Origin of the sequence: Stutzerimonas kunmingensis (genome assembly GCF_032106285.1) — a bacterium.
GTDB lineage: Bacteria > Pseudomonadota > Gammaproteobacteria > Pseudomonadales > Pseudomonadaceae > Stutzerimonas > Stutzerimonas kunmingensis_B.
On the sequence record NZ_DAMCPO010000015.1, the window covers coordinates 114,800 to 127,092 of the forward strand.

The following is a 12,293-nucleotide window of genomic DNA, read 5'->3' on the forward strand; positions in this document are numbered from 1 at the left end:
TGCCCCTTGGCAGCGGGCGCTTACCCAAATCCATCGGCAAGGCACACTACCGCTGCGATACGCAGTATTTTCCCAAGCCTATGAGGTCATGGGATGACTTCGGAAGGGCTGTCAATTTCCGCACCCTAGCGAAAGTGACCGGAGCGCCGAAGCGTTTAGATCTGCAACATGCACGCCCTCCGTGTGGCGAGCTAGCTTGCCGAGTACGCTAAAACCCGTGCGCGGACTCATGGGCAGCATCTCATCTTGGGTTTTCCGAAAGCTACCGGAGAGTGTTTAGCGACCTCATCTAACCGGAGCAGCATCATGGAATTTCGTCACCTTGGTAACGGGCAGTACTTCCCACCTATTGCACCAAACGGTCGGATTTACGCTGTACCTCTTGGGCAGGAAACCCAGGTAGAAATTTTCTGCCTGGCCCCAGTAGGCATCATGGGCGCGGGCATCCAATTACGCTGGTCAGAAATCGTTGGTTGTTACTACGACGACGAATCATGGGAGATCATCCCGCGCAACTACTCGGGACGAGGGATGCGCTTCCGCAGAGGCCTATCCTGCATCATGGTGATCGCAGGCAACGAGGCTCTCACGACCCACATCCAGGGCTACCCCATCCCCATCTGCGTAATGAACCGCATTGCATTCGAACAGCAGCGAGGCAGCGAGGGGTAGCGCGTTACCGTCACCACCCGCTGCGCGACACAGGTACCAGCAGGAACGGCACCTACCAATGTTTATTTTATGAAAGTGAAGCCTTTCACTACTAATACAGGTCAAAGCTGGCCGGCTGACTTGGTCGCAAGCGTCACTGCTAATAGCAAATACGGCCTCCGCCCCTGCCTGTATGGGCCTGCTGGCTGACGGCGAGTAGATTTAGCGCCCTACACTGCTTATAGCTCGAACCCGTCGCCTTCCCTGATCAAGCGCAGCAATGTATCTCGCCGTAGTTCACTGCTGATACGAGAAAGCCCCGCCAGACCAAGCTGCACGGGGCTTTCGGGATTTACAATCGGGTCAAATCTGTTAGGCACTGCTTATAGGTACTCAGCCGCTACCCTGCCGAATAGAGGTCGCCATGATTAAGCGCTTGGTATCTAGACAGCTTCTTCTCATAAGCGACCAACGTACGACGTAGCTGACGATTCTCGCTCGCAACGCGGCGAATCTCTGCAAGTCGCCCCTCAACTTGCAGAACGAGGTGACGGTATGGGTATTCAACAAACTCAAACGAGGAAGCCGGGTATTTATGTTTGCCATTCCCCTTGGCAATAGTCAGGGGCGCGAATTTGTTTTTTTGTCCTTGCAGCGGCACCAGTTTGCACCAGTAGATCGAATACGCATTCGGGCTCACCTGCTTGATTGATACGCCGGCCACAACAGATTTGACCCCGGTCTTTTTGTACAGCTTCATGGACGTATCCACATAGCTTGCTACCAAGCATCTCGCGTCCGTAAGCAGCTGCTCGTACTGCTGATCCAGCAGGGTGACTATCGTTTGTGCTTCTTTGCTCATGACGAAGGCTCTCTTCTTTGTAAGAGCCAAATGGTGACCGATCGCTGAGCACCCGGGATTCGATTTCAGACCGTTCTACCGTCGGAAATATACGAAAACTGGGCGAACTGGCTCACGCTGTGACCCAGCTTCGCATCAGATGACCGACGGATCGCAGAAAAACATAACATGCAAAGGATGCACGATAGATGACGACGGCAGCCTTGACCCTGAGCGGAACAAGGTCGACTTGTTAGAAGCAGATTACAGCGAGCGGGCGTGTATCCCTGCCAAGCTGCAACTGGCCAATTTCTGCCAGTTACGACAGGCAGAAATCGGCCAAAAGCAGTCACACCTAAAGTGCATGATGTAGCGGTAGCCGAGAAGAAGAGGCATTTGCTGATTGTCACGAACAAGTAGGCTCCTCGCTCGTGACAACACAGCGTTTCAGATCTTAGTCGTGAGCGTGACCGTGGCTTTCGACTTCGGACTGGGTTTCCGGCTCGCCGCCGCCACAGGCCGACAGCAGACCAAGCAGACAAACCAACAGCAGGGAGCGACTCAGGGTAGTTGTGCTTTTCATCATGTAATCCTTTCTGTTTCGATCATGAAAGTAGAAGCCCCTGTGCCGGCTGACGCAGGGGCTATGTGCCTCAGATAACGCGTTTGACGCTCAGGTACTCGCCCTTGGTCTTCAGCGTGATGGTCACGTCCTGGTTGCTGCGGTTGCGCCAGAACCAACCGTGTGTGCCGTCGAAAATGGCGGTGAACTCGCCTTTGTCACCCTTGATCTGCTTGGCTTTGCTGTAGCTGTGGTAGTAGCCCTTGGGGCCGTTGTAAGGCTCGCCATGAGTGTCGTGGTTGACCGGTACGCCATTGGTTGCCCACTCGTAGCTGACCGTGGCCTTGTTCAGCATCTCCAGCTTGATTTCACTGGCCTCACCTGGCTTCAGGGTGACGGTTATCTCGTCAGACTTCAGGGCTGGCTGTGGCTCTGCGGCTGGTTCAGCCACAGGCACTGCCGCGACTTGCTCTTGAACTACCGGCCGAACAGGCACGGGGGCTTGCACAACGGGGGCCGCAGCGGGTTGAACCGCTGCATCCGCAGCCGCTTCTTCGGCCAGGGTTTTCTTCATTTCGCCCATCTGGGTCAGGCCGAGTAAGCGGCCAACGCCCGTTGGGTCGATGGCGTACTCCGAAGGCATCACTACAGTGACCAGTAAGGCTGCGGCAACGCCCACGGCGATCACAGTGGAGCGCAACAGTTGGCGGCTGGTAGGCAATTCGCTTTGGGTCGGAAGCTTGGTATTGAACATGCTGAGAATTCCTTACTGAGAGACGATCAGGCCGGTGAGCTGGTAACCCATCAAGAGGAAACCGGCGCTCATCATGGCGACGTTTGCGGTATATGCATGGCGCCAGAAGCTGGCGGTGCGTCGCCAGTAGCCCATGACAATCAGGATGGCGCTCAGGGCCAGGAGCTGGCCGATTTCGACGCCGACGTTGAAGGCGATCAGGTTGGTGATCAGGCCATCTGCCGAGATCTCGTATTCCTGAATCTTGGTCGCCAGACCAAAGCCATGCAGCAGGCCGAAAATCAGCGTGGCCGCTTTGGTGTTCGGCTGATGGCCGAACCAGCGCTGGAATGCGCCCAGGTTATCCAGCGCCTTGTACACCACCGAGAAACCGATGATGGCGTCGATCACATAGGAGCTGATGCTGATTTCTGCCAGCACACCGAACAACAGCGTAACTGTGTGGCCCACGGCGAACAGGGTGACGTAGAGCCCAACATCCTTCAGGCGGTAGAGGAAGAAGATCACTCCGAAGAGGAACAGCAGGTGGTCGTAGCCGGTGATCATGTGCTTAGCGCCCATGTAGATAAACGGCAGCACCATCACCCCGGAGCTTTCCTGAATAAAGCCCTTGTCGCCCTCGGCAACGGCGTGGGCCAGCGCCTCAGGCATGCCTAGAAACAGCAATGCCGTGAAAAGCAGCAACAGTAGTAACGAGCGATTCGGACGCACGACAGATGAGTCCATTGCGCCCATAGATAGCGAATGCATGGTTGAGTCCTAAATTAAAGGGGGCTTGGGCCGCACAGCGGCCTGTGTCAGAGCACGAATGTGGCGCGCGGTGGCCGCTCGATCAGGAAGATCGGGCTTGGAGGAATGGAGTAGCGAGGGGCGAGTATCGGCTGCGCACGTTCTGGCAGCGTGCTTATTCTCAGCAGCGCGGTCAGATGCGGTGTTTCATGCAAGTGGTCGGCTGTCAGCGGCGAGTGGCAGTGATCCCCGTACGCAGCACAGGCCTGCGTCTCATCACCATGCGCATGCGAATGAGCACTGTCATTTCCACTCAAGGAAGGCTGGCTCGATCCCATAAACAGCGCAGAGGTATGCCCGGCCCAAGCCAGCAATATGGCGAGAGCAAGGGCAAAAATCACCTTGGTGCTAATGGGATTGCTGAGCATGTTGTGGTTCTTTCGATGCCTAAGCGAGTGGCTTTTATGGAGAGGTAGCCGGTTTGACCATATCCCCCCCAGGGGGATAGCATGGGAGCGTAATTCATCGACGCACGAGACTCAAGGCATGAGCGATCACGAACACGGCCACCAGCACCAAAGTCATGGCGACATCATCAAAAGGTTGAAGCGTGCGGAGGGCCACCTGCGCAGCATCGTCACCATGATTGAAGACAGCCGGGCCTGCGTCGACATTGCTCAGCAGCTACATGCCGTGGAAAAAGCCGTCTGCCAGGCCAAGCGTGTGCTTATCCAAGACCATATCGACCACTGTCTGGAACATACAGTCGAAGCACTTGCGGTAGGCGAGCGCGCTTCACTCGAAGACTTCAAGCAAATCACCAAGTACCTCTAGGCCCCTCCCATGTCGAGTTTCGCCGAATTGCTGCAACAGGGGGGCTCGCAGGCCTGGCTGTACTTCCCCAGCGCCATTCTGCTGGGTGCTTTGCACGGCTTGGAGCCTGGGCACTCGAAGACCATGATGGCGGCGTTTATCGTGGCCATTCGTGGCACGGTGAAGCAGGCCATTCTGCTAGGCCTTGCCGCAACGCTTTCGCACACCGCCGTAGTCTGGCTGGTGGCCATGGGCGGCATGTACCTGGGGCAGAATTTGGATGCCGAAACTACCGAGCCTTATTTCCAGCTAGCGTCCGCCGTAATCATTATCACCATCGCCCTGTGGATGCTCTGGCGCACCTGGCGTGGCGAGCAGATGTGGCGCTTCGAGGAAGGTGATGAGCATCAACACGACCATCACCACCACGATGAAACGCAGCGTATCGACACAGGGCACGGGCGTATCGAGCTGTCGATCTTCGAAGAAGGCGCCCCTCCGCGCTGGCGGCTGAAGACCTTGAGTGGTCATGCCTGGCCGGCTGCTGAAGTAAGCTTGCTGACGACTCGCCCCGATGGCCTGGCCCAGCAGTTTCGCTTCGTCGACCGGTGTGACTACCTAGAGTCACTGGACGATATTCCCGAGCCCCATGAGTTCACTGCGCGCCTGAGCCTCGGCCATGCTGATCACTCCCACGACTATGACCTGGAGTTCCGCGAGCAAAGCCACCGTCATGAGCATGATCATTCCGAGCTGGAGGGGCTAGAGCTGTCGCTGGAGGGCTACCAGGATGCCCATGAGCGAGCGCATGCCAACGACATCCGTAAACGCTTCAGCAATCGCAATGTCACCACCGGCCAGATCATCCTGTTCGGTCTGACTGGCGGACTGATTCCCTGCCCGGCAGCGATCACCGTGCTGCTGCTCTGCCTGCAAGTGAAAGAAGTCACCCTGGGTGCCGTCCTGGTGCTGTGTTTCAGCATCGGTCTGGCTATAACTCTGGTTACCGTTGGTGCAGCCGCTGCTATCGGCGCACGCCAGGCATCCAATCGTTGGCCCTGGCTGGGTGCTGTGGCCCGTCGCGCTCCTTACCTGTCCAGCCTACTGATCATTGGTGTGGGGGTTTACGTCGGCTTCCACGGCTGGATCGGCCTGAACGCCTAGCCGATGTGGGAGTTATCCGGTTATTTCGGCCTGTTCCTCGCTGCCTTCGGTGCTGCCACGTTGCTACCCATGCAGTCGGAGGCGGTGCTGGTCGGGTTGCTGCTGACTGACCGCTATGCGGTCTGGGCGCTGCTGGCGGTCGCCACCACGGGTAATGTACTGGGCTCGGTACTGAACTGGCTGCTGGGTCGCTCTATCGAGCGCTACAGACACAAGCGCTGGTTTCCCGTCAGCGAGGGCAAACTGGAAAAGGCTCAGCAGGCTTATCACCGCTTCGGTCGCTGGTCACTGCTGCTCAGTTGGGTGCCGATCATTGGTGATCCACTCACAGTCGTCGCGGGTGTCATGCGAGAACCCTTCTGGAGCTTTCTGTTGATCGTGATGCTGGCTAAGACCACTCGCTATCTGGCACTAGCTGCCATGACGCTTGGGTGGTTTGGGTGAGCCTGCAGAAGCGCGACACCAACCTGGATCTGATCAAGTGGCTGGCGATGCTGACCATGCTGCTGGATCACCTGCGCTACATCTGGCCTGACAACGGATGGTTGTTCATCGTTGGGCGCTTAGCCTTTCCAATGTTCTGCCTGGGGATCGCCGCCAATGTCGCGCGCTCGCAAACAGGTGAGCTGTATTCCGATAACAACGTTCGCTACATGTGCTGGATGACTGCGTTTGCAGTGATCTCGGAGTTGCCCTATCGCCTGCTTTCTAACGACAGCAGCACGCTCAACGTTATGCCTTCGCTGCTGTTGGGCCTGCTTATCACCTGGGGAGCACATCACCGTGGTCGCGACGGTTTGATCCTGGCTCTGGCCGGCGTGACTGTCGCGGTGCTGATGCAAGAGCGCCTGATGTACGGCGTTTTCGGCGCACTGCTGCCGGCAGCGTTGCTGCTGGCCATTCAGCGCCCAGGGCTTGTGTGGCTATTGCCTGCCGCACTGTGCGTACTGGCCAATAGTCGCAACCGCTGGCTCGCCGAGTGGGAATTGCAGCCCTATACCTTGCTGATCGTGATCACTGCGTTTGTCGCACCCTTGCTTGGGTTGTGGCTGCTGCGCCGACTGCGCCAGTTCAGGGTCTGGCCGGTCAAGCGCTGGGGTTATTGGTTCTACCCCGGGCATCTGGCCGTACTACACATGATCCGCTCGCTCGGCTAGTGCCAGCGACTATCGCGTCATATCGGCGGAGATCCACTACCTCGATATGCTACGGGTGGGCCGGCCAGCGCCGTACCAGCCAGCAAAGCCATCGATCAAGAAGCGAGCATCCAGGCCCATGGCCTCCAATGTGGCGGCGATGCCCTGGCTGATTTCACGCCCCTTGGCGCAATAGACAATCACTGGCCTGTCCCGTGAAACCTGATCTTTCCAGGTGAAGACAGCCTCGGGATCACGCCAGTGTGCGTCGGGAATTTCTTCGGCATCGGCAAGCCGCACGCTCGTACGGCGCACATCCAGCAAAGTGAACGCCCGATCTGCTGCCTGCCATTCCGCCAGTTCGCATATCGAGATTCTGCTCATCTTCTACCTCTCAGTTTTGCAGCAGGTGTACCACCAGTCCGGCCAAAGCACAGGCCATCAGCACTTGGATGACACCGCGTTTAAAGTGAAACAAGGCTACCGCTGCCGCCAGGGCAATTAGCGCCGAAGGCCAGTCGAAAGCCCCCTCGAAGCCTTGCGGCCAGAGCACGTGATAACCAAAGAACAGCGCCAGATTGAGGATTACCCCGACCACGGCGGCGGTGATGGCCGTCAGCGGCGCGGTGAACTTCAGTTCGTTGTGGGTCGATTCCACCAGCGGGCCGCCCGCAAGAATGAACAGGAAGGACGGCAGGAAGGTGAACCAGGTGACCAGGCTGGCGGCCACGACACCGGCCAAGAAGGCCTGATCGACACCGAATACCTGCTGCACGTAGCCACCGACAAAACCGACGAAGGCCACCACCATGATCAGTGGCCCTGGCGTAGTTTCACCCAGAGCCAGACCGTCGATCATCTGTGTCGGGGTCAGCCAGCCGTAGTGGCCGACTGCACCCTGGTAGACATAGGGTAGTACCGCATAGGCACCGCCGAAGGTCAGCAGTGCGGCCTTGGTGAAGAACCAGCCCATCTGCGTCAGCGTGCCTTCCCAGCCGAATAGAGCGGTCAACAGCCCCATGGGCAACGCCCACAGCGTTGCACCTATCGCTGCCAGCAAGAGCAGTCGTGGCCAGCGGAAGCGCGCATGTTCCGGTGTCGGGGTTTCATCATCAATCAGCGCTGGGCCGTAAGACTGCTTGGCCGCGCCATGACCACCGCCGATGCTGAACTTCTCTGGGACGAAACGCCCACCGAAATAACCGATCACTGCGGCCACCAGCACGATCAGCGGGAACGGCAGGTTGAGGGCGAATATCGCCACAAACGAGGCGGCAGCTATCGCCCACAGCCAGTTGTTCTTCAGGGCACGGGAGCCGATGCGATGAGCGGCCTGCACCACGATGGCGGTCACGGCGGGCTTGATCCCATAGAACAGTCCGGCCACCACCGGCACATCACCGAAAGCGATATAGACCCACGACAGCGCGATCAGGATAAACAGCGAGGGCAGCACAAACAGCACCCCGGCAATCACACCACCCCAGGTGCGGTGCATCAGCCAGCCGATATAGGTGGCCAGTTGCTGGGCCTCCGGGCCGGGCAGCAGCATGCAGTAGTTCAGCGCATGCAGAAAACGCCGCTCAGAGATCCAGCGCCGACGCTCCACCAGCTCCTGGTGCATGATCGAGATCTGTCCGGCTGGGCCGCCGAAACTGATGAAACCGAGCTTGAGCCAGAACAGAAAAGCCTGGAACAAACTGACAGGCTCGGCACGTGGCAGATCCTGCTCTACAGGCGGCAGTGTGGTTTCATTCATCAGGGGTCTCTTCTTTCACAAATGCCGCCAGCAACCCATCGAAGATGGCGCAAGCAGCCGTTAGCAACTGGTCGTCATTGAGGATGGTTTCGCGCAGCCCGGCCAATACACGCTCGATGCCAACAGCCTCAGCGGGTTGAACGCCACCGACATCCAGGTAATGCACCAGAGCCGCGATGCGGCTTAGGCCTGGCTCGACCAGTGCAAAGCTGGCTTGCAGGGTTTCGAAGGTGACGCGACTGCCGACATGGCTAAAGGTCGCACCGTCGAAATCGAAGCCCAGCGCGTCAGCAGGGCAATCATTCGGTGTGTCCAACCAGAGAATGCGGGCTCTCGGATCGATGCAGCGCCGAATCAGCCAGGCACTGGCCAGGCGGTCGACCCAGGGCCGCTTGCGCGTAGCCCAGAGGCGGCCCTGGTAGTCGCGGCGATCCAGCTGTTCGATAGGCTGATCCTGACTGCTCGGCTCATCCCGCGAAAGTGCCCGACTGATGGCCGTTTCAAGTGTTTTGAGGGCCGTGTCGGTCTGTTTCCGCGCTGCCGCAGGGAAGAAGTCGATGGCCGCAAGCTGCGCAAATGCCTTGCGCAGCTTGCGTACCTGCTTGGTGCTAGTGAGGGCGTTATCCGAAGTCAGTTGAGCCTGGCACGCCTCGATCTCGACGCGCAGCTTGGCGTAGTCCTCGCTACGGTCGAACAACTCGATAAAGCGCTCGCCTTGCGGATCATTGATGGGCAACAGAAAGGCCGTGCCATTGCTACCCAGCACGTCGCGCTCAACAGCTTCCAACGCTTCCCGGCAGGCGGGAGTATCAGGCAGCAAATAGACACCATCGCGCAGTACCGCTGCGCCACTGCTCTTGAGGGCACGCCAGGCACGCATCCGCTCTGTGGCGTTAGCGGTCGGCAAGGCGATGATCAGAGATAGCCAACTATTCATGTAGAGTAGAATACCTATTAGGTAGTAATCTTTACTCTATTCTTGCTCTGGGTGATTGTGAAGCACTAAATAGTTGGCCGATGATTGCCCGTTACGACTGGTCGCTTTTGGCCGGTTAGCGACGGCCTGACTTCGACCGTCGCTATACATGGTCAAACCTCGGTCTGCTCTGCCATTTCCAAGGCGTCGTCGACCTCAATCCCAAGATATCGAACGGTGCTCTCCAGCTTCGTATGGCCAAGCAGAAGTTGAACGGCCCGCAAGTTCTTTGTCCTGCGATAGATCAGTGATGCCTTTGTACGTCTCATTGTGTGAGTGCCATACATGGCCGGATCAAGGCCAATGGCTTGCACCCAGCCTTTGACGATACGAGCGTATTGACGAGTGGATAGATGGTCTGAGGTGTGCAGCCTGCTCGGGAAAAGGCAGTCCTGGCTACGGAGCTGGGCTTGGTGTATCCAGGCCGCGAGAGCAGACCGTGTTTGCTCAGTAATTTCGAACTGCACTGGTCGCTTCGTTTTCTGCTGCATAACCATTGCTCGTGATGACACATGCTCGCCATGAGCAACGTCGCATACACGGAGCTTAGTTAAGTCGCAGGCTCGAAGCTTGCTGTCGATGGCCAGATCGAACAGAGCCAGATCCCGGGTTCGTTCTGCAAGCTGAAGCCTTACTCGGATGGCCCAGATATCTCTCAGCCGGAGCGGGGTTTTCTGTCCGACCAACTTTCCTTTGTTCCAGGGCCGGCGGGTGCAGGTAGCAGTGATGTTCATGGCAAGTCCTCCACATGTGGGAGGCCAAGCATGGCTAGCCAGAAAAATGGTCGCTAACCGGCCAATAGCGGACGATTGGCTGGCAGGTATGCATCGCTATGTCCCCAGGCCTTGGGGAAATAGCTTGGGGTTTGAGAAAGCCTGCTTAAGGTGGTCGTACACCAATCGCACCCGCTTCGATACAGGACCCTGCTGCGGGCGGTATATGAACAGATCCCATGGCGCTGGAGCGAGATCAGCCAAAACAGCAACCAGCTTTCCTGACCGCAGATGAGGCTCAGCCAGATAGGCAGGAATTTGGCCAAAACACATGCCTGCCAGGGTGGCTTCCAATTCCGTATCTGGATCATCACAGATAAGCGCTGGCTGCCTGGGCGTGAACGTTTGCCCGTCGGCAAATAGCCAAGGCCAAGGGCGGCCATTTTTCCGGTCGATCAGGACTGAAAGTGGCAGCTTAGCTAAGGCATCCAAAGATTCAGGTGGTGTCTTTTGGCCTATGAGAGACGGGCACGCGACAACGTAAAACGGCACGGGAGCTAAGGCACGTGCAACGTAGCGCCGGTCGCGAATAACCCCCACCCTGATACCAATATCGATATGCGCCTCAACAGCATCAGTCATCTGATCTTCCAAGCGGAGATCGAATTGCAGGTCAGGATGTGCAGCGGCCAGGGGCTGAAGAAACGGTATCAGGAAGCGCCTGCCAATAGCATGTGGAGCCGTAATCCCCACCCTACCTGACAGCTCAGGCTCCGTCCTGTGCGACCGGAATAGCGTATCGAAATGATCCAGAGCTGACCTGGCATCTTTGGCGTAATCCTGACCGAAAGCAGTGATGCTCACCTGGCGGGTATTGCGGTGGAACAGTGATTCGCCAAGCTCAGTTTCCAGGGCTTGAATGGCTCGAGTCACCCCTTGTGGGGAGATGCCTAATCGAGTTGCCGCTTGGCGGAAGCTACCTGCCTCTGCTGCTGTGCAAAAAATCCTAACCATCTCCATGCGGTTAAGCATGTTGCCCCTCTCATTTATTCCATTTTCAGGAATAGCATAATCTAATCATTTCCATTTATTGAGATCAATCATGGGTCTAAAGTTTGCGCACTGCCAGGTTAACCAGCCATGGCGAAGTACAAACCCGCCGATGAGGTTCTCAGCATGAGCAATAACATTTCTGGAAAAGTTGTCGTTATCACCGGTGCCAGTAGCGGCCTGGGTGAGGTTACTGCGCGCCACCTTGCTGCGCTTGGCGCTCGCGTAGTGCTGGCTGCACGTCGCAAAGATAAACTCGACGCATTGGTGGCTGAGCTGACCAATGCAGGTGGTCAGGCAATCGCGTATCAGACCGATGTTACCTCTCAGGAAGAGGTCAAAACGCTCATTCAAGGTGCCGTGGACACCTACGGTCGCATTGATGTACTGGTCAACAATGCCGGACTGATGGCGATTGCACCGCTCAGCGATGCTCGCACTGACGAGTGGGATCGCATGATCGATATCAACATCAAGGGTCTGCTGTACGGAGTCGCGGCTGCATTGCCAGTCTTCCAGAAACAAAACAGTGGTCACTTCATCAACATCGCATCGGTTGCAGGCCTGAAGGTGTTTAGCCCAGGTGGCACCGTGTACAGCGGCACCAAGTTTGCTGTGCGGGCTATCTCCGAAGGACTGCGTCACGAAGTCGGTGGCAGCATCCGCACCACGACTATCGAACCGGGCGCCGTGGACTCCGAACTGAAATTCGGCAGCACCCACCAACAGAGCCGCGATTTCGTGGTGGACTTCTACAAGCATGCAATTCCCGCCGAATCGGTCGCTCGAGCTATCGCCTTCGCAATTGAGCAGCCTGCTGACGTGGATATTAACGAGATCGTTCTGCGCCCAACCGTGCAGGAATTCTAATGAGTTTAGGGCCTGCCGCTTCGGCGTCAGGCCCCGCTTATATGGAGTGAAAAGCTGTGAGCAACGTAACTGAATCGCTTTCGAGTGGGGGACTGATGAAGGCCTTGCGCCTAGACAGCTATGACGCGAGCACCCTGCTTGAAGTCGAAGTCGCAAAGCCTTCGCCACAACAAGGGCAGGTACTGGTAAAGATTAAAGCCAGCGGCGTTAACCCAATCGATGAACGAGCCCCCTGAAAGACAGGACACCGTTTCCCCCTTACGATAAGGGATAGG

General features: G+C 57.3%; 16 protein-coding genes. 6 read left to right on the forward strand and 10 right to left on the reverse strand.

Annotated features, from left to right (window positions below; all coding sequences use genetic code 11):
* Positions 1-306 precede the first annotated feature (306 nt).
* A complete protein-coding gene (locus tag RT582_RS13675; protein WP_042926707.1) occupies positions 307-672 on the forward strand; it encodes a hypothetical protein in 366 nt (121 codons plus the stop codon).
* A gap of 379 nt (positions 673-1,051) precedes the next feature.
* Here the strand turns inward: RT582_RS13675 and mobI are convergent, their stop codons facing one another.
* The 5 genes from mobI to RT582_RS13700 form a co-directional block, all read right to left on the reverse strand.
* Positions 1,052-1,513: a conjugative transfer protein MobI(A/C) gene (mobI, locus tag RT582_RS13680; RefSeq protein ID WP_045429914.1), complete on the reverse strand. Its 462-nt coding sequence runs from the start codon at positions 1,511-1,513 to the stop codon at positions 1,052-1,054.
* A gap of 433 nt (positions 1,514-1,946) precedes the next feature.
* Positions 1,947-2,075, reverse strand: a complete 129-nt coding sequence (locus RT582_RS13685; RefSeq protein ID WP_256044860.1) for a hypothetical protein — start codon at positions 2,073-2,075, stop codon at positions 1,947-1,949.
* Positions 2,076-2,145: 70 nt separating this feature from the next.
* Positions 2,146-2,808, reverse strand: coding sequence for a hypothetical protein (locus RT582_RS13690; RefSeq protein WP_042924902.1), 663 nt, complete (start codon positions 2,806-2,808; stop codon positions 2,146-2,148).
* Positions 2,809-2,820: 12 nt separating this feature from the next.
* Complete coding sequence (locus RT582_RS13695; protein WP_042924899.1) at positions 2,821-3,558, reverse strand: HupE/UreJ family protein; 738 nt, start codon at positions 3,556-3,558, stop codon at positions 2,821-2,823.
* A 47-nt stretch (positions 3,559-3,605) separates the two neighbouring features.
* Positions 3,606-3,965 carry a hypothetical protein gene (locus RT582_RS13700; protein WP_042924896.1) on the reverse strand — a complete coding sequence of 120 codons (360 nt, stop codon included), beginning with the start codon at positions 3,963-3,965 and terminating at the stop codon, positions 3,606-3,608.
* A 118-nt stretch (positions 3,966-4,083) separates the two neighbouring features.
* Between RT582_RS13700 and mreA the strand changes: the two genes are divergently transcribed.
* From mreA to RT582_RS13720, 4 genes are read left to right on the forward strand one after another with little or no spacing between them, the layout of a single operon-like run.
* Positions 4,084-4,371, forward strand: coding sequence for a metal-sensing transcriptional repressor MreA (gene mreA, locus RT582_RS13705; protein WP_042924893.1), 288 nt, complete (start codon positions 4,084-4,086; stop codon positions 4,369-4,371).
* Positions 4,372-4,380: 9 nt separating this feature from the next.
* Positions 4,381-5,514: a nickel/cobalt efflux protein RcnA gene (locus RT582_RS13710; RefSeq protein ID WP_042924890.1), complete on the forward strand. Its 1,134-nt coding sequence runs from the start codon at positions 4,381-4,383 to the stop codon at positions 5,512-5,514.
* A gap of 3 nt (positions 5,515-5,517) precedes the next feature.
* Complete coding sequence (locus RT582_RS13715; RefSeq protein WP_042924888.1) at positions 5,518-5,958, forward strand: YqaA family protein; 441 nt, start codon at positions 5,518-5,520, stop codon at positions 5,956-5,958.
* Positions 5,946-6,671, forward strand: coding sequence for a TraX family protein (locus tag RT582_RS13720; RefSeq protein ID WP_081262884.1), 726 nt, complete (start codon positions 5,946-5,948; stop codon positions 6,669-6,671). The genes RT582_RS13715 and RT582_RS13720 overlap by 13 nt, the downstream gene beginning before the upstream one ends.
* Before the next feature lie 36 nt (positions 6,672-6,707).
* On the opposite strand, the gene RT582_RS13725 is transcribed toward RT582_RS13720, so the two are convergent.
* From RT582_RS13725 to RT582_RS13745, 5 genes are all read right to left on the reverse strand, one after another.
* Positions 6,708-7,034, reverse strand: coding sequence for a rhodanese-like domain-containing protein (locus RT582_RS13725; protein WP_042924886.1), 327 nt, complete (start codon positions 7,032-7,034; stop codon positions 6,708-6,710).
* Between the two features lie 10 nt (positions 7,035-7,044).
* Positions 7,045-8,409: a chromate efflux transporter gene (chrA, locus tag RT582_RS13730; RefSeq protein WP_042924883.1), complete on the reverse strand. Its 1,365-nt coding sequence runs from the start codon at positions 8,407-8,409 to the stop codon at positions 7,045-7,047.
* Positions 8,402-9,346: a chromate resistance protein ChrB domain-containing protein gene (locus RT582_RS13735; RefSeq protein ID WP_042924881.1), complete on the reverse strand. Its 945-nt coding sequence runs from the start codon at positions 9,344-9,346 to the stop codon at positions 8,402-8,404. The genes chrA and RT582_RS13735 overlap by 8 nt, the downstream gene beginning before the upstream one ends.
* Positions 9,347-9,498: 152 nt before the next feature.
* Positions 9,499-10,119, reverse strand: coding sequence for a tyrosine-type recombinase/integrase (locus RT582_RS13740; protein ID WP_003152807.1), 621 nt, complete (start codon positions 10,117-10,119; stop codon positions 9,499-9,501).
* A gap of 96 nt (positions 10,120-10,215) precedes the next feature.
* Positions 10,216-11,130, reverse strand: a complete 915-nt coding sequence (locus RT582_RS13745; RefSeq protein ID WP_021206411.1) for a LysR family transcriptional regulator — start codon at positions 11,128-11,130, stop codon at positions 10,216-10,218.
* A 144-nt stretch (positions 11,131-11,274) separates the two neighbouring features.
* Between RT582_RS13745 and RT582_RS13750 the strand changes: the two genes are divergently transcribed.
* Positions 11,275-12,018 carry an SDR family oxidoreductase gene (locus RT582_RS13750; RefSeq protein ID WP_031310677.1) on the forward strand — a complete coding sequence of 248 codons (744 nt, stop codon included), beginning with the start codon at positions 11,275-11,277 and terminating at the stop codon, positions 12,016-12,018.
* The last annotated feature ends 275 nt before the right edge of the window (positions 12,019-12,293 follow it).